Source organism: Paenibacillus sp. ov031 (assembly GCF_900143165.1).
Lineage (GTDB): Bacteria > Bacillota > Bacilli > Paenibacillales > Paenibacillaceae > Paenibacillus > Paenibacillus marchantiae.
The window spans coordinates 165,742-186,740 of the sequence record NZ_FRDO01000007.1; the positions used below are offsets into that span (position 1 = coordinate 165,742).

The 20,999-nt window shown below is 45.9% G+C and carries 15 protein-coding genes; 1 reads left to right on the forward strand and 14 read right to left on the reverse strand.

From position 1 onward, the window contains the following. Positions 1 to 252 precede the first annotated feature (252 nt). The 9 genes from nagZ to adhE all read right to left on the reverse strand — a co-directional run bounded on the left by nagZ (position 253) and on the right by adhE (position 15,466). Positions 253 to 1,914, reverse strand: coding sequence for a beta-N-acetylhexosaminidase (nagZ, locus tag BUA17_RS24540; RefSeq protein ID WP_072735313.1), 1,662 nt, complete (start codon positions 1,912 to 1,914; stop codon positions 253 to 255). Positions 1,915 to 1,927: 13 nt separating this feature from the next. Then, a complete protein-coding gene (locus tag BUA17_RS24545) occupies positions 1,928 to 3,562 on the reverse strand; it encodes a response regulator (protein WP_072735314.1) in 1,635 nt (544 codons plus the stop codon). Beyond that, entirely contained in the window at positions 3,559 to 5,400 is a 1,842-nt protein-coding gene (locus BUA17_RS24550) for a cache domain-containing sensor histidine kinase (protein WP_063565673.1), read from the reverse strand. Before BUA17_RS24550 ends, BUA17_RS24545 begins: the two co-directional genes overlap by 4 nt. Before the next feature lie 31 nt (positions 5,401 to 5,431). Beyond that, a complete protein-coding gene (locus BUA17_RS24555; protein ID WP_063565672.1) occupies positions 5,432 to 6,262 on the reverse strand; it encodes a carbohydrate ABC transporter permease in 831 nt (276 codons plus the stop codon). Further along, on the reverse strand, positions 6,262 to 7,146 hold the full coding sequence (locus BUA17_RS24560) for a carbohydrate ABC transporter permease (protein ID WP_063565671.1): 885 nt from the start codon (positions 7,144 to 7,146) through the stop codon (positions 6,262 to 6,264). The genes BUA17_RS24555 and BUA17_RS24560 overlap by 1 nt, the downstream gene beginning before the upstream one ends. 164 nt (positions 7,147 to 7,310) lie before the next feature. Continuing rightward, the gene (locus tag BUA17_RS24565) at positions 7,311 to 8,675 is read right to left on the reverse strand and encodes an extracellular solute-binding protein (protein ID WP_063565670.1); all 1,365 of its coding nucleotides are present in this window, start codon (positions 8,673 to 8,675) and stop codon (positions 7,311 to 7,313) included. A gap of 215 nt (positions 8,676 to 8,890) precedes the next feature. After that, entirely contained in the window at positions 8,891 to 9,643 is a 753-nt protein-coding gene (gene pflA, locus BUA17_RS24570; protein ID WP_072735315.1) for a pyruvate formate-lyase-activating protein, read from the reverse strand. Positions 9,644 to 9,726: 83 nt separating this feature from the next. Further along, a complete protein-coding gene (pflB, locus tag BUA17_RS24575) occupies positions 9,727 to 11,985 on the reverse strand; it encodes a formate C-acetyltransferase (RefSeq protein WP_072735316.1) in 2,259 nt (752 codons plus the stop codon). An 868-nt stretch (positions 11,986 to 12,853) separates the two neighbouring features. After that, on the reverse strand, positions 12,854 to 15,466 hold the full coding sequence (adhE, locus tag BUA17_RS24580; RefSeq protein ID WP_063565667.1) for a bifunctional acetaldehyde-CoA/alcohol dehydrogenase: 2,613 nt from the start codon (positions 15,464 to 15,466) through the stop codon (positions 12,854 to 12,856). A 430-nt stretch (positions 15,467 to 15,896) separates the two neighbouring features. Between adhE and BUA17_RS24585 the strand changes: the two genes are divergently transcribed. Beyond that, a complete protein-coding gene (locus BUA17_RS24585; protein ID WP_063565666.1) occupies positions 15,897 to 16,613 on the forward strand; it encodes a Crp/Fnr family transcriptional regulator in 717 nt (238 codons plus the stop codon). A gap of 82 nt (positions 16,614 to 16,695) precedes the next feature. Here the strand turns inward: BUA17_RS24585 and BUA17_RS24590 are convergent, their stop codons facing one another. The 5 genes from BUA17_RS24590 to BUA17_RS24610 all read right to left on the reverse strand — a co-directional run bounded on the left by BUA17_RS24590 (position 16,696) and on the right by BUA17_RS24610 (position 20,846). Beyond that, positions 16,696 to 17,409: a hypothetical protein gene (locus tag BUA17_RS24590; protein ID WP_063565665.1), complete on the reverse strand. Its 714-nt coding sequence runs from the start codon at positions 17,407 to 17,409 to the stop codon at positions 16,696 to 16,698. A gap of 197 nt (positions 17,410 to 17,606) precedes the next feature. Continuing rightward, complete coding sequence (locus BUA17_RS24595; RefSeq protein WP_072735317.1) at positions 17,607 to 18,338, reverse strand: hypothetical protein; 732 nt, start codon at positions 18,336 to 18,338, stop codon at positions 17,607 to 17,609. A 167-nt stretch (positions 18,339 to 18,505) separates the two neighbouring features. Further along, a complete protein-coding gene (locus BUA17_RS24600; protein WP_280174372.1) occupies positions 18,506 to 18,823 on the reverse strand; it encodes a winged helix-turn-helix transcriptional regulator in 318 nt (105 codons plus the stop codon). A gap of 301 nt (positions 18,824 to 19,124) precedes the next feature. Continuing rightward, on the reverse strand, positions 19,125 to 19,853 hold the full coding sequence (locus BUA17_RS24605; protein ID WP_072735318.1) for a ThuA domain-containing protein: 729 nt from the start codon (positions 19,851 to 19,853) through the stop codon (positions 19,125 to 19,127). 24 nt (positions 19,854 to 19,877) lie between these two features. Further along, positions 19,878 to 20,846, reverse strand: coding sequence for a sugar phosphate isomerase/epimerase family protein (locus BUA17_RS24610; RefSeq protein WP_024631039.1), 969 nt, complete (start codon positions 20,844 to 20,846; stop codon positions 19,878 to 19,880). Positions 20,847 to 20,999: the final 153 nt, after the last annotated feature.

Sequence of the window (20,999 nt, forward strand, 5' to 3'; positions counted from 1 at the left end):
CCATTTTATAAATATCCCCCTCAAAAAGTCATACTATTAGACGCTTACTACCGGGAAAAGTTGCTAAAAATATTTGATAAGAATTGTAAACATTTAATAGAGCGAAAATACTATGAAAATAGTTATCTATTACACGTTCGACTTGGAGTGCAATCTGTATTAAAATCTGCCGCAAATCACAATAAAAAAATCCCTCCAAGACATGGTTGAATAAGCACCATGCCACAGAGAGATTTAGAGATTTAGAATTTGCTAACGCAAACTGACAGGCAAGCGTCCTGTTGGCTGCAATTCACCTGTTAAGACGAGAGACAAAGCACGAACCACTGCAGGAGTGTTCTCGTACGTACATATATAACTTCCCGGCGTCGGAATCTCCAATAGATCATATGGATTACGCAGAGCAACTACAATCAGGGAGTACTTTTCACTAAGTTTTTGAACCAAATGATGTTGCCCTTTCGGAAGATGGCCTGCGGAAGTGTAAGTACATACGATGATTTGATCTTCCTCCGTCACATTCTTCAGTATCTCGTCCGCTTCATCATAAGACGGCTGTGTCGTTATTTTGTGCTCCCGAACTCCGGCTCTAAGCTGCGATAACGCCACGCCAAGTGAATCTGTGTGAGACCATGGTTCATCCACTTCTGTCCGTTGCACAACTTCAGGCCAGATGACATAGACATTCTTCTCAGGGTCTAAGGGAAGCAACCCATCATTCTGAACCACAGTAATGCTATTGGAGGCAATCTCATCCAACGTGGATTCGATGGAGGCCAACGATCTTGATGATTCATCTTTCTCTTTTGTTGAGAACATGATCCCATCCTCATCAGATCCATCCGATACAGCATCATCCTTTTCCATGGAGACAAACGTATGCTCCCACTGACCACAACGCGCTGCCTTCCATGAAATAATACGTTCCAATGCCTGGTTAATGGTGGCTTCATCCACTCGTCCAGTACGAACGGCTTCCACAACAGCTTCCACAGCAGAGATTTGATCTTGCAGTGTGTGACTGACCAGAATTAGATCAGCACCTGCCTCCACGGCACGAATAGCTGCTTCGGCCACACCATATGGCTTGGATATCGCATGCATTTCCAGACAGTCTGTAATAATAATGCCGTCAAAGCCCATTTCCTCGCGTAACAGCCCCGTCAACACTTTACGGGACAATGTAGCTGGAATCGGCTCCGGTTCAATCGCCGGGAAGATGACGTGAGCAGTCATGATGGCATCCACTCCGGCCTCAATAGCGCGATGGAACGGCAGAAGTTCCACCTCATCCAGCCTGTTACGTTCATGAGGTACAGTGACCATACCGAGATGTGAATCCACCGCTGTATCTCCATGTCCGGGAAAATGTTTGGCTGTTGCAGCAACGCCTCGGGATTGATATCCTTTGATGGCTGCTGCACCGTGAGAAGCTACGCTCTCCGCATTCTCGCCATAGGAGCGCACGCCGATGACCGGGTTAAGAACGTTATTATTCACATCCAACACTGGAGCGAGGTTCATATCGATACCGATGCTTTTTAACTCTTGACCTAGAATCTGCGCGCATTCAAGGGTATAGTCCGGATTCCCCGTTGCTCCAAGCGCCATGTTTCCAGGTACCTGGGTCACACCCTCTTTGTCAATCCGGGCCACCATCCCGCCCTCCTGATCCACGGAGATCATCAGAGGTAAATCCCCGGCTTCAGCGGCAATTGCTTGCAAGTCGGTAGACAGTCGATTGATTTGGTCTACACTTTCAACATTCCGTCTGAAATAAATGACGCCTCCGACATGATAATCACGGATCAGTCGATGGACCTGTTCATCCGCATGCTGTCCATGGAATCCACACATAAACATCTGTCCTACCCGCTGTTCCAACGAAAGCTGATCGATCGAATTCATACGCATGCTTTCCTCCCCATTATGAACCTGCTCTTTGGTTTGACCTGAATTCTGATGGTTTCATGTGAAAATGTTTATGGAACACTTTGGAGAAATATCGCCGCTCCTTATACCCCGTTGCTTCTCCAATGGCTGTAATACTCCATTCCGTTGTACTTAATAATAAGGCTGCGCTCTCCATCCGCTTATGGGTCATATATTCAACAAAGGTTACGCCCATCTGGTTTTTGAAAAGCTGACAAAAGTAACCCGGACTGATGCCCAGCCAATCAGCTACCTCATCAATACCCAGATCACATTCCAGTCTGGCGTTCATATACTCGCACGCAGAACTGATCAGCTCAGAAACAGAAGGGCGAGGTACGCTTTTCTTATCATGACAAACATAAGCAAGTGCCTCAGCCAATTCGATTAATTCCTTGATGGAGGTTGCTGAATGCAATGCACTCCAGAAATGCATTTCGTCTTGTTCAGCCATGACATGTACTTCGCGCAATTCACGAAGCATATGTACAAGCAGAAAACGCAGGCTGTTTTCGGCTACGCCATCCAGCGCACTCTTATGCTCGCTCATCCGATGTTTCAGCATAACGAGCAGGTCAATCAATCCCTGTTTATTTCCCTGTCTGATCCAGCGAGTGATCAAGTCCAAATCCTCTTTTGTAATCCACATCGTTGCTCTTCTGGAAGGTTCTTTAGATGACTCTATTAAGTAATCAGCAGAATCTTTTCCCAACTCATCGCTGCGCTGATTAGAATCATTCATGATCAGCAAACGCTGACAGTGCCGGTATCGCTCAGCCATCTGATCATCCAGTTTCACAGGCATAACATCCTGAATGACCCTTGTCTTCATACCTGAACCGGGCTCAAATGTCGCATCTAATTCCATCTGAACCTGTTGAGCCAATGCATCTACCCGCAGTCTCCATTCATCTGATGCCTCCACCAACATACACCATTCTCCCTTACGGGCAGAAATCAGCAGAGTTCCTTCACAGATCCGGTCTGTAATTTCCCTAAGCCTAGAACGGATCATTCCATGCCAGCTTTGGTGCCGGGTCCCAGACCATCCGATCGAATGCTTAAAATACCCCGAAACATCGATAAGTAGCAGGATATACCGTAACGAGGATGCATGTTGTTCAGGGGAAGAAGGAGGAAAAGAAAATAACGAATCTTCCTCTTTTCGCATCAGGTCAATGATATGTTTGTGCTTTACCCATACTTCCATCTCAGATTTGCGGTGACGTTCAGCCTCCACTTCCAACCGTTTCTTCTGAATCTGACTAGCAAGCTCACGCAATTTATGTTCCAGATCCAGGTAATCGATTGGCTTGCATATGTATTCATGGACATTGTAACGGATGGCCGTACGGGCATACTCGAACTGCTGATATCCTGTCAGCAAAATAATCTCACAAGTTTCACCTTGTTCCCGTAATATTCGAATCAGTTCCAGACCATCCATGGAGGGCATACGAATATCACATAACATGATGTCAGGGTGGCATTCTGCAACTTTGTCCAGTGCTTCTGACCCACTTCTAGCCGTACCCACAATTTCAATGCCCATGTCTTCCCATGGCAAAATAAAACTCAAATTCTCCAAAATCGGCAGCTCATCGTCAACCAGCAACGCGGTTAGATTCATTCATCTTCCCCCTGCTCATATTGTGGAATAATACATTGAATGATGGTGCCATGTCCCGTTGATGAACATATAAACACCCCGTATCCGGCCCCATATTGAATCCTTATCCGATCTGCAACACTTCTTAAACCCAGCCCTCGACGCTCTGCCATTGAAGACAGTGGCTTCGTTCCCTCAGCCATAATGTATTCAGGTGGGTCTTCTGCCATATATTCGAATCGGGCCAACATTTCCTGGGGAATACCGATCCCATTATCCTCAACTCGCAGCACCAGGTTATTCCGTTCCACAAATGCACTGATCCGAAGTACACCCTGATATTCAATTCCCTCGAACCCGTGCTGAATACTATTTTCCACAAGAGGTTGGAGGGTAAGTTTGAGCATAGATGAGGTGTACAGATGAGATGGAATATCGATCTCATACCGAAACAAATCACTGAACCTGTAATGCTGGATCTCAAGATAACTCTGCAAGTGCCTTAACTCCTCACTGAGCGAAATCTCCTCCTGATCCTGAATACTGATGCGCAGCATATTGCCAAGACGTGTCACCATTTCACTTACTTTACGCCCTTCTCCCCTCATGGCTAGTCCGTTAATGGATTCCAGCGTATTAAATAGAAAATGAGGTTTGATCTGGGCTTGAAGCACGCGCAGTTCTGCCTTGGCCTTCTGTTCCTGCTCAGCACGCACACGTCGGAACAGACCTCCGATCCGATCCAGCAATTCATTGAACCCTTGGGCGAGTAATTGCATCTCGTCAAAGCCACTTCCTTCGACTCGGGCATTAAAATCCCCGTCATCTACACGCCTCATGAATCGCACGAGTACCGCAATATTGCCGGTAATCCGGTTCATGAAGAACACATTGAAAACCATCGCAGCAAGCAGACACAGCAGAATGATAATAATCGACCAGCCTGCGAACACATTCGTCTCTGCCGATAATGCTTCCCATGAAGCGACACTGACCAGGCTCCAGTTATAGTTTTTCAGATGATATTGTGAAATGATGCTTTCACTGCCATCGAACACTGCTCTGGTGCTGCTGAACCCCGGTCCGTAAATTCCAGATCGCACACCCAGATTTTCCATCTTCTCTCCGCTGTAACGTCCGGAAGGATCGTATACGATCAGCCCCTCTTCATTGATCAGTAGGAACGAAGTTTCCTGTGCAGGATCACTTACTTGCAAATGGCGGAAGATGCGGTCCATCTCCCCTTTTTTAATCTGAACCACAAGGACCCCGATATTCTGAAAATAACTGAGTTCCTTGACTAACCGAATCTGAGTAAAGACAGGCTCTACGCCCGTTAGTTCAGGATATTCCAAAGGGGCCAGCCATTTGGGCACTCCGTTGAGTTCCTGGATTTCTTTGAATATTGGATGAACTTTAAATTGTTGAAAAGGAAGCGCTTGAAAATTTTCTTTCGTAAATATAGAAACTATCTGGTTATCCTGAGACGAACGCGGACGCAAATCATACAAAAAGGCATAACTAATGAACGGGTAGTTGTATAAAAGGGAACGGAAATTACGCTGGCTGGCATTCAGCGACAATTGATTACCGATTCCAAGATCCTGTTTGCTCGGATCTTTGGCGTTCAAAGCCATCTGGAATACCGAAGTGGCAATGCCATTGTCCGTGACATTGTTGATCTGCTGAAAAACATTCTCGATATTATAGCTAATCGCCTGGAGTGCATATTCAGACTGCTGATTGTATTTTTTCTCAATCGTATGTGATGTGACCAAGAACATGCCGATTCCAAGCGTGCACATCGGTACAATGATGAGCAACAGAAAGGCCATGGCCAGCTTCATCCGCAAGTTCATTTCCCGTTCTCCCTATATAACGCATCGTTAATTAACCTTTAACACTACCTGCCGTTACGCCTTCAATGATTTTCTCCTGCAATATGGCGTAGATTACAACAACCGGTACAACACTGTATACAATGCCTGCTGACATCTGGGCATAGTTCATTTGATACTGATCACGAAACTGGACCATGCCGACAGGCAGTGTACGCAGTTTATCGGTGGATAAAAAATAGTTGGCGAGTAAAAATTCGTTCCAGTTGCCGAGGAAATTCACGATAAACACCGTAACAATGGCTGGAACTGTAAGGGGTATCACTATTCTAGCAAAGATACCCGGAGCCCTCAACCCATCCATAACCGCGGCTTCCTCAATTTCTCCAGGGAGCGACCGCATAAAAGCAGCCAAAATAATAATCGTGAACGGAATTGCATTCGCAACATAAGGAATGATCAGCGCCAAATGAGTATCCAAAATGCCGAGCTTGCGGACAAGCAAATAAATCGGCAGCATGAGCGCATTGTTTGGAATCAGCATGCCCGCCAGAATGAGACTGTACAGTAACATGCTCCATTTGCGGTGTCTCATCCGCGTTATAGCAAAAGCAAACATGGCACCAAGCACAATCGTTCCGACTGAGGACAAGACCGAAATGTACATACTGTTCCAGAAATACGTACCAATCTTGGCATTTACCCAAGCCTCTACGTAGTTATTAAACACCCAAGTGGAGGGCAGACCGAACGGATTCAGTGCAATTTCGTTGTTATCCTGCTTGAATGAAGAAAAGATTACGAATAAAAAGGGAAACAGAATCGCAAGTAGATACAACATCAACAAAACATGAGGTATACTGCCTTTTATGTTCTTTACCATCAATATTCCACCCTTTCGTTGCGTCTCGCCACCAGCAACTGATATACCGCGGTGAGCACAAGCGTCAGAGCAAAGATCAGAACCGCAATCGTATTGCCATAACCGTATTTAAAATTGGTAATCGCGTATTTGATCATATACGTGGCAAGCACTTCGGTAGAGCCTGCGGGTCCACCTTTGGTCATAACCAGAACAATGTCAGCTGCTTTCATGGCCCCGGCAATGGATAACATGATGACGACGGAAATGATAGGTCTGATAAGTGGCAATGTAATTTTGAATGCTCTTTGTACGGCAGTTGCTCCATCGATGGCTGCCGCTTCATCCAGATCCTTGGGAATAGCCAGAATGGCCGCCAAAACCATGACAATATAGAATCCCGTCCACTGCCAAGCATTGGTTACGAGAATGGATATCATTGCGAACCGATTATCGGAAAGCCAATAAACCGGGGAAATACCTACGGTTTCAAGTAACTGATTCAACAGGCCGATGTTAGGCTCATAGATGAATCCCCACAGAATACCGATGACGGCCGTTGACATAATGGACGGCAAAAAGACGGCTGTTTTGTACAATCCCTTCAATTTCTTTACATTCGCAATGAGCAAGGAAAACAGCACAATGAGAGGCACCTGGATCAAAACAGAAAATGCGATAAAGAAACCGTTATTGCGAGTTGAAATCCAAAAACGTTCATCTGTCAATGCTTTTGCATAGTTGGACAGTCCCACAAAACGCGGCTCTGCGGATACACCGTTCCAACTGGTCAGACTGTAATAGAGTGAACTGCCGATAGGATACAGGAAAAACATGATAAACAAGATCAGTGCCGGCAACACAAACAACGTATAGATCAGCGGGCTGCGGAGTGAAGTATTCATGATCTACCTCCTTCAGTGACTTCAACTTCTTATGCTCATATATAGAGCAGATTCCTCAGCAGTGTAATTCTTTAGATAGGACCAAGGGTTTTACCCCGGCAGTGTTCCAACCGGGGTAAACCAGCATGGTGTTAGCAGGTACGTTTCTTTGCTTGATAGATCGCTTATTCTACTGAAGCATTAGCCTCTTCCTGAACCTTTTGCAATTCTTCGGCCATTTTCTCTGGCGTAGTCTGTCCACCAACCAGCTTCTGAATTTGCAGGTTGCCGATCTCTGTCGTAACATCAGCTTGAACGAGTGCATCAAACGCCGGGAAAGAAGTCTGCGATGCATTCAGAACAGCTACGATTTCTTTCATTAAATCGTCGGTGATGCTGTCAGTCAGCACTTTTTCATCCAGTTTCATCGCTGGTAACACACCGTCTTCTACGAGCCCACGTACTTGCATATCTTCGTTGTAGAAGTTTTTGATAAAGGCTTTAACAGCCGCCAACTTCTGCGGGTCATCCGCAGCCGCTGCAGAGAAACCGTATCCATTATTGACGTCACGCATCAGGGCTGTCTGATCTCCTACACCGTTCTCTACCGGAGGCATATTGAAGAAACCAACTTTGCCAATGAGCGACTCCCCGCTCTGTCCTTCCTTGAATACAGACGATTTCCACGTTCCGTCATACATCAGAATCGCTTCACCGCTCGTAAATTGAGTTGTATATTCAGCATATTCATAACCAAGCTCGCCTTTTTTGAAGTAACCTTTATCCACCCATTCCTTATGCTTCGCGAATCCTGCGACAACGCCTGGATCAGTCCACTTGGCTTCGCCTGTAGCAAACTTCGCCGTAATATCAGGTCCAGCGTAACGGGACCACAGATGGTTCGTTAACATGAGTGGAACCCAGCCTGCTTTGGAAGCAGAAGCAAGTGGCACCTTGCCATCAGCCTTGATCTCAGCGAGCATATTATCCAGCTCAGCCATTGTTGAAGGCGCTTTCCAACCTTTTTGCGTAAAATACTCTTTATTGTAGAAGAATCCTTCACCCGATCCCCCAATAGGCAGTCCGTACACTTTGCCTTCATAGGTGAATGGTTCAAGCGATGAAAATTGGTCCTGAATGCCCAGCTCTTGCAAGATCGGCGTGAGATCCAACAACATGCCTTCTTTAGCATATACTTTGGAGTCTGGACTACCGAACAATTCGAAGATATCCGGCGGATTGCCTGCTGCCATCTCACCACGAAGTTTCTCCTTACGGTTTACATCGGATTCAACTCCGTCCAGTGTAAAGGTCAGGTTGGGTACTTCGCTCTCCACTTTGGCCACAACGTCCTGCAGAATGGCCAGCCTTTTTTGTTTGTCGGCACCCACCTGAGTGTGACGGAGAAGCATCTCAACCGGTTCCTTGCTTGGCTCCGCAGGCGTATTGCCTGCTCCCTGTTGTGGTTCGTTAGTTGAGCTCGAACAACCTGCCAATGTCCATGATGTGATAAGCAATAATGAAAGCAGTAATGTCATTCCTTTTTTCATTCGTATGACCCCCCTCAAGATATTGAGCATTTGGCTTTACACTCTGATTATAAAAAGTTGTAGCTTACATCGTAAGGATGACAATTCATCAATGGAGGGATAAAATCCTTCACTGGACAAATAATCTTGCATTTACAATTGATAACAGCAAAAAAACAGCCCCTGCGAAACATGTTCGCAAAGACTGCTTGGTTGGAAGATCTGTATATAAATGTTTACTTATTGGAGCAAGTCATGCCCGCTGTTTCCGTACGACCTTGTTCAATCAAACGATACGCCCGCTCTACTTCCTCATCACTTGGAGAAGGAACTCCATCGAGCGGATAGACTTTCCCCAGCGCCTGCCATTTGTAAATACCCATCTGATGATAAGGCAGAATTTCGAACTTCTCGACTCCATTTAGCGTTCCAATAAACCGCCCCAGATTGAGCAAGTCTTCTTCCTCATTGTGAATCCCTGGCACATACACGTGGCGAATCCACATTTTTCGTCCATTGTCCGATAACCATTGTGCGGTGCGCAATGTTCTCTCGTTGGATTTGCCTGTCAGCTTGATATGTTTCTCATCATTGATGTGCTTCAGATCCAACAGAACCAGGTCCGTGTTATCTAACAAATCATGAATTCGATCCGGTTCATTGAAACCGTTGCTGTCCAGCGTAGTATGCAATCCCCAGCGGCGTTTTGCTTCTTTGAAAACTTCGGCTACAAAATGAGCCTGTAATGTTGGCTCTCCGCCGGATACCGTAAGTCCTCCGCCGGAACTGCGATAGTAGGACAGGTATGGCTCGATTTCAGCCAATACCTCCTCCACGCTCATTTCCCTGCCACCATCCAGTGCCCATGTATCCGGATTGTGACAATACTGGCATTTGAGCAGACATCCCTGCATAAAAAGCACGAAGCGGATGCCTGGGCCGTCAACCGTCCCGAAAGTTTCGAGTGAATGAATATGTCCATTAACCATGCTGCCTCTTCCTTTCTTTATCGCATCCGCTGTGCGTTTAATATAGAGGCTCTACTCCTTTGAACCGTTGAGTTAAGCCCAAGTTACATCGAACCGTGGAAGGTCCGGTTAATGACATCGAGTTGTTGCTCACGTGTCAGTTTGATGAAGTTAACCGCGTAACCGGATACCCGTACTGTCAGCTGCGGATAGTTTTCCGGGTGATCCATCGCGTCAATCAACTGCTGGCGATCAAATACGTTCACGTTCAGATGGTGTGCCCCTTGACCAAAATAACCGTCCATCATGGCAACCAGATTGGATTTACGTGTATCTGACTCTTTTCCGAGTGCTTTAGGCACGATGGAGAATGTGTTAGAGATCCCGTCAAGGCTGTGTTCGTACGGCAATTTGGCTACTGAGCCAAGGGATGCCAGTGCACCTTTTTTGTCCCGACCATGCATTGGGTTCGCCCCTGGAGCAAACGGTTCGCCTGCTTTACGGCCATCCGGTGTTGTACCTGTTTTCTTGCCGTACACTACGTTCGATGTGATCGTCAGTACAGACTGTGTTGGGATCGCATTACGATACGCTTTGTGTTTGCGAATCATGCCCATGAAGCTTTCCACCAGTTCAACTGCGATGCTATCCACACTGTCTTCATTGTTACCGTAACAAGGGAAGTCGCCTTCAATTTCAAAATCAATTGCGATGCCTTGTTCGTTGCGGATCGGTTTGACTTTCGCATACTTGATGGCACTCAGAGAGTCTGCTGCAACCGAGAGGCCAGCAATACCACAAGCCATCGTACGTACGATGTCGCGGTCATGCAGGGCCATTTCAATACGCTCATAGCTGTATTTGTCATGCATGTAGTGAATGACGTTGAGTGAGTTCATATACAGTTTGGCAAGCCATTCCATCATCGGTTTGAAACGTTTCATAACTTCATTGTACTCCAGCACTTCGCTTGTGATCGCCGGATATTCAGGTCCAACTTGTGCTCCCGATTTCTCATCACGACCGCCGTTGATTGCATACAGCAATGCTTTTGCCAGGTTGGCACGAGCGCCGAAGAACTGCATTTGTTTCCCGATCTTCATCGCAGATACACAGCAAGCAATACCATAATCGTCTCCATAGATCGGACGCATCAGATCATCATTTTCATACTGGATGGAGCTCGTTTCGATGGATACTTTCGTACAGTATTGTTTGAACGCTTCCGGAAGCTTGGTGGACCAAAGTACAGTAAGATTCGGCTCAGGTGCAGGACCAAGGTTGTTCAAAGTGTGCAGGAAACGGAAGCTGCTTTTCGTAACACGGGTTTCTCCATTTACGGACATGCCACCGATGGATTCAGTTACCCATGTTGGGTCTCCACTGAACAATTCATTATAATCCGGCGTACGCAGGAATTTGACAATCCGCAGTTTCATAACAAAATGGTCAACCAGTTCTTGAGCCTGTTCTTCAGTTAGCAAGCCTTCTTGCAAATCACGTTCAATGTAAATATCAAGGAACGAAGAAACACGTCCGAGCGACATCGCCGCACCATTTTGCTCTTTAATCGCAGCCAGGTAACCGAAGTAGAGCCATTGGAACGCTTCTTTTGCGGTTGTGGCTGGCAAAGAAATATCGAAACCATGCATTTCACCCAGTTGTTTTAACTCTTGCAATGCACGAATCTGTTCGGACAGTTCTTCGCGGAGGCGAATGATATCTTCATCAATCACATCGACTTCAAGTGCATTCAGCTCACTTTTTTTATTTCGAATCAGGAAGTCCACGCCGTACAGAGCTACCCTGCGATAGTCACCGATGATCCGGCCACGGCCGTAAGCATCAGGCAGACCGGTAATAATCCCTGCTTTACGTGCTGCACGCATTTCAGATGTATAAGCATCAAATACGCCCTGGTTATGTGTTTTACGGATGTTCGTAAATATATCTATGACGCCTTGAGGCATTTCAAAACCATAAGCTTCACAAGCATCAATCATCATGCGAATTCCACCGAATGGCTGAATGGAACGTTTGAATGGAGCATCTGTTTGAACACCAACAATCTGTTCTTTGGATTTATCCAGATAACCTGGTTGGTGAGAAACAATCGTTGCTGGCGTGTTTACGTCAACATCAAGTACCCCGCCGTTATCGCGCTCTTTTTTGGTCAAATCGGATACGATATCCCATAACTCTTTCGTATTCTGAGTTGCACCTGCAAGAAATGCTTCGTCGCCATAGTAAGGTGATAAGTTGCGTGCCAGAAAATCATTCACATCTACGGATTTCGTCCATGTTCCTTTGGTAAAGTTTCTCCAGCCTGTTTGTTGTTTGACATCTTTTTCGATCACCGACATAGTAATCCCTCCACAAATTTGGATTTCCGGACACATGACAGGATGCTTCACTCGTCTCATCTGTGCCCAGAGCCGCGATTAATGTGATAAATTTCACATGTAAGCCGGAACATGTTCTCTCTACTTGGGAACCGGAACCGCGGATGAATGTTTTTCTTACATTTTCAGTATACGTCTTTGTTCTTTCACCATCTGTGATTTTTATCACAAAGTTTGTGACCATCCTCACTCCACCTGTGCTGTGTCATGGTGAACCCTGCAAATTCACACTTAGCCACTGCGCGGACAGAACAACTTCCGATCGCTGTTACCCCCGAATTTTATTGATTCTATTTTTTAAGGGTAAAATACGGGGATAAAGGCGAGCGCTTCGCTTCTTCAGTTTTTTCTGCCCTCTCCGTTATTGTGTGAACACCGTTTCAAAAATTAAAATCACGAATTCCGTGTAACCTCTTTTAAAAAAGGTAACCGTGCCTTCCCATTTGGATGAACCCTGAGCCTATCAACCCTAAGTGAAGTAACACTTGTAATGCTAAAAAGATAACACTTACAACGTGGATGCTGCGTTACTCCAATTTTTCTCTCCTCTCCGTTATCGTGTACATTTATGATTCAAACTATATAGCATAGAAGGTTGAAATCGTGCTTAAAAGCGAACGCTTCGCTTCTTCAGTTTTTTTCTTCCCTCTTCGTTATGGTGTGAATACCTGGTTCAAAAAGTAACATCACGGATTCCGTGTAACCTCTTTTAAAAAAGACAACTGCAAAGATTACGTTTTACCTTTTTTTACTGGAAAGACGGCAATCGGGGCTCCCCTCACGGGGAACCCTGACTATATCTGCCTTAATCCTGCTGTTGCTTTAGTTGTTATTCAAACTTGCCATAGAAAGCGTTTCGGTACACATCTGCCAGTTCAGTCACTAGCGGCAGTTTTGGATTGGCTGTTGTACATTGGTCCTCGAATGCGCGGTCTGCCAGATAATCCACATGTGCTTCAAAGTCTTTGGCGTCGAATCCAATTTCCTGGAACGATTCTTCAATACCCAATGTTTTGTTGAGTTTGCGAATCGCATTGATGAGGCTTGTAACCCCTTCTTCTGTTGTACGTGCAGGCAATCCCAGAATACGGGCAATTTCGGCATAACGCTCATCTGCAACAAAGTGCGAATATTTCGGGAACGATGCAAACTTCGTCGGTTTTTTCGCATTGTAGCGAATGACGTGCGGCATCAGGATCGCATTGGTACGTCCATGTGCGGTGTGGTACTGACCGCCCCATTTGTGTGCCAAGCTGTGGTTAATGCCCAGGAATGCGTTGGCAAAAGCCATACCGGCAATCGTCGAAGCGTTATGCATTTTCTCACGAGCCAATTTGTCACCTTGCAGCGCAGATTGCTCGAGGTATTGGAATACCAGTTGAATCGCTTTGATCGCGAGTCCATCCGTGTAATCATTCGCCATGACGGATACATATGCTTCAATGGCGTGAGTCAATACGTCCATACCTGTATCCGCAACAGCGGTTTTAGGCAGAGAGTATACGAATTCCGGGTCTACAATGGCTACATCTGGTGTTAACTCGTAGTCTGCCAGTGGATATTTCGTATTGCCTTGATTTTTATCTGTAATAACTGCGAACGATGTTACTTCCGAACCTGTGCCCGAAGTTGTCGGGATCGCTACGAATTTCGCTTTCACGCCAAGACGTGGATATTTGTAGATCCGTTTGCGGATATCCATGAATTTTTGCTTCAAATCATTGAAATCCGTGTCAGGATATTCATAGAACAGCCACATCGCTTTGGCAGCATCCATCGGTGATCCCCCGCCGAGAGCGATAATGCAGTCTGGCTGGAAGCGGCGCATCATTTCCGTACCGCGGTCTACCGTTGTTGTGGATGGATCAGGTTCGACATCAGAGAACACTTCAATGGCTACTGGCATTTGACGCTGACGCAGATAGTGCTCTACTTTTTCCACATAACCGAGTTTGACCATCATGGCATCCGTAATAATGGCTACGCGTGTGATGTCCGGCATTTTGGCAAGATACTGTGTTGCACCTTTTTCGAAGTAGACTTTGTTCGGCACTTTGAACCACTGCATATTCACGGTACGGCGAGCCACCCTTTTCACGTTGATTAAGTTTACAGCGGTTACGTTGGAAGAAGTCGAGTTACGTCCATACGATCCGCAGCCCAATGTCAGTGACGGCATGTTGGTGTTATAGATGTCACCGATGGCGCCGTGTGTGGATGGCGAATTCACGATAATCCGTCCGGTTTGCAGGCGATCTGCGAATTTGCTAATGACTTCTTCGTTTGTCGAATGAATAACAGAGGAGTGACCCATGCCGCCAAAAGCAACCACTTCTGCTGCACGCTCAATCCCTTCAGCTGCCGTTTTCACTTTGTAACAAGCCAGTACCGGGCTTAGTTTTTCAGCCGACAACGGGAATTTTGTACCTACCCCTTCAATCTCGGCTACGAGAATTTTGGTGTTAGCAGGGACCTCGATACCGCACATTTGCGCAATGCTGACTGCAGATTGACCAACAATCGCCGGGTTCACCGCACATTTCTCAGCATTAATCGCACCTGCGGTCAGTTTCGCTGCCTCATCCTTGTTGACGAAGTAACAGCCGTTCGCGATCATTTTCTTTTTCACCTGATCGAAGATCGGTTCTTCGATGATGACTGCTTGCTCGGAAGCACAAATCATACCGTTATCGAACGATTTGGACAAAATCAGATCCGTTACTGCTTGATTGATATCTGCGCTTTTCTCAATAAAGCAAGGTACGTTCCCTGGCCCTACGCCCAGTGCTGGTTTACCACAGCTGTATGCAGCCCGTACCATACCTGATCCGCCTGTTGCCAGAATGAGCGCCACATCGTTATGATTCATCAGTGCGTTTGTGCGATCCATGGAAGGATCATCAATCCACTGGATACAATCCGCTGGAGCACCATGCTTCACTGCAGCATCAAGCAGGATTTTGGCGGCTTCCCGGCTACAGTTCTGTGCAGATGGGTGGAAACCGAAGATGATTGGGTTACGCGTTTTGATGGAAATCAGTGCTTTGAACATCGTGGTGGATGTCGGATTCGTTACCGGGGTAATCCCCATGATGATGCCGACAGGCTCCGCAATTTTCTGGAAGCTTTCGTACTCGTTATCTTCGATAACCCCTACTGTTTTGTCATATTTTATGCTATGATACACATATTCTGTTGCAAATATATTTTTGGTGATTTTATCCTCATACACACCCCGGCCTGTTTCTTCCACGGCCATTTTGGCGAGCATCATATGTTTGTCCAGACCTGCCAGCGCCATCGCTTGCACGATTCGGTCAATCTGTTTCTGATCCATGGACATGAATGCTGCATGTGCTTTATTCGCTTTGTCAATTAACGTTTGAATATACTGACCTGCTGTCGGTTCTTTTACTGGGGCGACTTCGTTCTTTACAGCCATCTCCCTCATCCTCCTAAAGGTTCGTATTGGTTTGTCTCTCTTCTTTACATTCACATCGTACCATGGGGAAAGAGTTAATTATGTGATTTTTTTCACAAAGTATAACAAATTTAATTTAAGTTTTTTAGTGTCTCTCACTTAGCCATTTACACTTCCTATTTAAACTATAGGGCTGTCAGATTCATCCTCTCCTTTCGAAAGTGAATTTAATCACAATGTTTGAAATTTCGCCATTTTTGCCCCCTTTCCACGCCCCTCAAACGGCAAGATAAGGTATATACTGAACTTAAAAATTGAACCACCGCAATTTGTACCGTCCTTCCCGGCCGAGAGATGACCCTGATCAGGACGGCAACGGTTTGCGGCGAACCACGGGGGCCAGTCCAAGCTGCAGAAGGCCGTCCGATGGACACAAAGGGGAGATAGACTTATGAGAGAACAACTGAGTGTACTGGAAAAACGAGGAAATACCAACTGTTTCTCGGAAGCGAATTTCAACCATCTGCTCGTAACGATGAAGGACAGAACCTATCCGGAAGGAACCCATCTGTATTGGGAGGGAGATGTCTCTGACAAACTTTATTATATGAAACGAGGCCGTGCTCAGATCACCAAATCCACGGATGAAGGCAAGGAATTGATTATGTACATGTATCAAGCCGGTGATATGATTGGGCAGGCTGATCCGTTCTTCGGATCGAAACACAGCTTTTCGGCGGAAGTGCTGGAGGATAGTGAGATCGGTGTACTGGAGCATAAAGACCTGGAAATGCTGATCTGCCAACATTGTGACTTTGCGATCGACTTTATGAAATGGATGGGTATCCATCATCGGTTAACCCAAACCAAATTCCGTGATCTGATGTTATATGGCAAACCGGGCGCACTCTGCTCTACGCTGATTCGATTGTCCAATTCCTACGGCGAGCCCCATGGAGAGCATGTCATGATTCATAAAAAAATAACACACACGGATCTGTCCAATATGATTGGAGCGACCCGTGAAAGTGTCAACCGCATGTTAAGCGATTTGCGTAAAAAAGACGCCATTGAATACGATAACGGCATGATTGTCATCAAGGATCTGCACATGCTCCAGGGCATCTGTCACTGTGAATTATGTCCTAACGAGATTTGCCGAATCTGACGCTTTTCCCATCTTGTAAAACATTTGATACGCAAATGAAAAAAGCCCATCTTCTATAACGAAGATTGGGCTTTTGTTATGCTTAAGATACAGTAGTCAACTCGAGCTTTACTGCATCACGTGGATTCAATTTCATGTCCAAACCGTTTTCCATCAGTTCCTTATCATTCACCATGATCATCCAGCGTTGGTTCATCCGGGGAATTACATTTTCAACGGAAACAACGAATTTGTTGTTCTCCGACATTCTTACAATCCCACTGGACTTCAATACATCACGCACAGTACATTCCTGAACATACACCCCGGCATATTGACGATTGAGATTTGGCATAATATTTCCACCGCTCACCTTGAGTAATGTTGTTTGGTAAACAACATCGTCTCCCCCACTGTCAGCGGCTTTTACATATATGATCACTTCATCTTTGACATGAAGCTCCATGTCCCAATTTTCCGGGTCAATATCCTTGCCATTCAGTTTGACCGCCCAGCTAAGTGAGGAGTCCAGAGAAACTTCCCCCACGGATTGGATCCGCTTGCCATCTGCTGTAAAATCGACAAGTCCACTGTTCAATAGTGCTTTCTTGAGCGTCAGACCTTCACTAAAATCTCTCTTAATGGACTTCGTTGCGTCAGGCAAAAAAGTACTGCCATCCACTGCCACAGTAATAGTATTCTGCGATTCGGTCTCTTTGACGATTGGCTGTTCGGAAGGCTGTGTCTCGCTACACCCGGCTAATATAACCAGAATAAGCAGACATATACCTATGTAACCGGGGATTCTCTTCTTCATGTAGGTAACACCACCCTGCGTAAAATCATTCACCCTGTTGTCCATAACCTCTATTATGGCACAAAATTCATGCAAAAAAAGTGTCAATGCCGTTACTTTTCATCCAGCAGCGTCCATAACTGGTTTGTACAACACAAAGAGCCTGCAAGCAGGCCCTTTGGCTCCTAATTATTATTAAGGTCTATTAAGTAGCATGTTTACTGAACACAAGCCTGCATGTAGGTACGGCCTCCGTCTCCATCCTTCAGATACGGGTTGAGCCCAAAGAACTGTTCCTCCGACACATAGACGCCTGTCAGCAAACGCCCTTCAAGTAATCCACCATCCACCTGTACACAGAACGAAGGTGCATCCACATATTCCTGGTAGAGCGGAATCTGACCCGATGATTGGTGTACCTTGGATACCTTGCCTTGCTCGTGCAGCGGCCGTTCAGAGAAATAGGTAGGTACAATATAACGGGAAATCACATCCAGCTCTTGTACAGTGTAGAAGGTGTCATCACCCAGCCAAGGCGCAAGCATGCGGATCTTCTCATATTGTGACCATACAATCGCCTGAATCAGCATCTCCGCTTGAACAAAACGCCCTTCGCCCACATCCAGATACACACGTTCTTCATGAACGTTGGCTTCGGCCTGAACCCCGATGGAATCGGGTTGTCTCAGTTCACATCCAATACATTTCCAGCCTCTTGCTGTCTGAATCCATTTTTGCAGTACCGCCGGAGCCATTACCTGACCATTGCTATTCGTGGAATGAGTCTTCTCTCCTGCAACATCATCCTTAACCGACGGGGAATATGAGGTTCGTTTAAATAGCTCCGCAGCTTTTTTGTAGATTAAATGTACCTGGATGGATGCGCTCTCAAGTTCTGCAATATCTTGCTTGCCGTAGCGTACTTCACGGGATAAGCTTTCTTCTCTCATGACAAGTGGCCTCCTCGCTCCGGCCGCCTGCGGCCATTTTATTTACAATTATACTACAACTCGCGACAACATGTGCAGGACCCTTAAGACAAAAACTCCTGATTTCCACTGGAAATCAAGAGCCTTTATCCCATCAGTTCACTTAGTTTGAGCCGGGGAAGCTGTTACTACTCAACCCACTGCTCTGCCCAGTCTTGAATTTGATTCATAACGGGCTGTAGCGCCTTGCCTTTCTCTGTCAGTTCATATTCAATACGAACTGGCGTCTCCGGATAGACATGACGGATCAGAATTCCTTCGCCTTCCAGATCTTTCATCCGTTCTGACAACATCTTATCACTCATCGATGGAATCAGGTTGGAGATATCCTTGAACCGCTTCGAACCACTCATCAACGTTTGAATAATCAAACCGTTCCAGCGCTTACCCAAGAAAGAAAACGCCGTCTCAAAGCGCGGACACATCCGCAGATCTTGGCCTTCCACATTAATCACCTCTTTAGAGATCACTCAACTTACGTTTAGTTAGTATATTTCATAATAACATATTTAAGTCTCAAAGAAAACGTCTGCCGCTAAAAAGTTAAAATTTTAGGGGCATAACTCAACTTCGATGATACAACTCAGTATACATCACATGGGACAACGGAACCATGGGAAAATATCGTCTAACTCCCATGTAGCTATCTTACCCAAAAAGAACCCAGCTGCCACAGTCATACTTGACTTGGAGAAGGGTTCTTTGGTATATCGTTTATTTTATCCGTTCATACAGCCAATTTGCAGCTTAAACCAGCACGTTACCAAGTGATCTTACAGGCTCGCTGAAGCCAAATTCCGGCTTAACGTTGCGCGTAGGATATGCCCACTTCACTCCATTGCTGATCACTTTTAAAATTTCCGGATTGTAGAAGGTCGGGTATGTTTCATGACCTGGACGGAAATAGAAGATTTTTCCTGAACCGCGGAGGAACGTGCATCCGCTTCGGAATACCTCTCCGCCTTGGAAATTACTTACAAACACCAGCTCATCCGGCACTGGAATATCGAAGAATTCCCCGTACATTTCTTCTTTTTCCAGAATAATCTTGCTATTGATTCCCTCGGCAATCGGATGGGATGGATTCACACACCAGATAATCTCCTGCTCATTAGCTTCACGCCATTTCAGATCACAACTTGTGCCCATCAGCGCTTTGAATGGCTTGGAGAAGTGACCAGAGTGCAGCACAATCAACCCCATACCATCCAGGACTCGCTGTGCAACCTTCTGTGTAATCTCGTCGCTCACACGCTCATGCGCCATATGTCCCCACCATATAAGCACATCTGTAGAATTCAGCACCTCATCAGTTAATCCATGCTCAGGCTGATCCAGTGTTGCAGTGCGAATGGCAAAGCCTTCGCCTCCCAGCCCGTTTGCCAACGCCATGTGCAAACCGTCAGGGTAGACTTCTTTTACTTCATCGTGAATTTTCTCATGGACAAATTCATTCCAAATGGTGACGTTAATCATATTCAATTTCCCCCTAGTGTAACTCTAAACCCACCACATATCTCCCAGCGGCTCTTCAATCAATACTTGTTGGAGATTTTGCACAGCTTTAGAGAATCCTTCTTCTACCGACATCAGACCATCTTCGTGTTCAATACTTACGACATAATCATATCCAACCAGACGCAGAGCACTAATAATATCAGCCCAAGTCTTGTTATCGTGACCATAACCGACCGAGCGGAATTGCCAAGCACGATCAAGCATGTTTGTATAATCCTGCATATCCGTTACACCATATTTGTTCACGTTAATTGGATCAATAGTTGTATCTTTCGCATGGAAGTGATGAATCGCGCCTTCACGTCCCAGAATGTGGATCGCTTGCACCGGATCAATACCTTGCCACCACATGTGGCTCGGGTCCAAGTTAGCGCCAATCACTTCGCCTGCTGCTTCACGCAATCTCAGCAAGGTAGCTGGTGTATGCACAGAGAATCCACCGTGCAGTTCCAGTCCCACTTTCACATTGTGATCTGCAGCGAATTTGCCCCACTCTGTCCAGTAAGGGATAACTTTGTTGTCCCATTGCCATTTAAGAACTTCCTGGAAGTCATTCGGCCATGGTGCAACAGGCCAGTTCGGATATTTGGCATCCTCATGGTCTCCCGGACAACCGGAGAATGTGTTTACAACAGGCACTTCCAGTTTCTCAGCCAGTTCTACCGTCTTAACGAAATCATCGTGGAATCCTTTCGCAATATCCTTTTGTGGATGAAGTGGGTTACCGTGACAGCTCAGTGCGCTGATGGTCAGACCGCGAGATTCTACTGCATTTTTGAAGTTTTTCAATGCTGTCGGGTTGCTCAGAAGCTCATCCGGTTTACAATGAGCATTCCCTGGATGTCCACCAGTTCCGATTTCTACTGCTTTCAAGCCTTTGGATGCAACATAGTCAAGTGCATCCTCCAATTTACGTCCTCCGAATAGTACCAAAAATACGCCGAGTTTCAAGTGCGATTCCTCCCTAGATTAAATATCATATTAATTGCTGGTTTTATGAACCATGAACTGCATAAATATACCGTTCAGATCACATGATTGTATCGTTATTGTGGAAAATCAAGAGCTTTTCTATCCTGAAAATAAACGTAAGAATACTGGTTA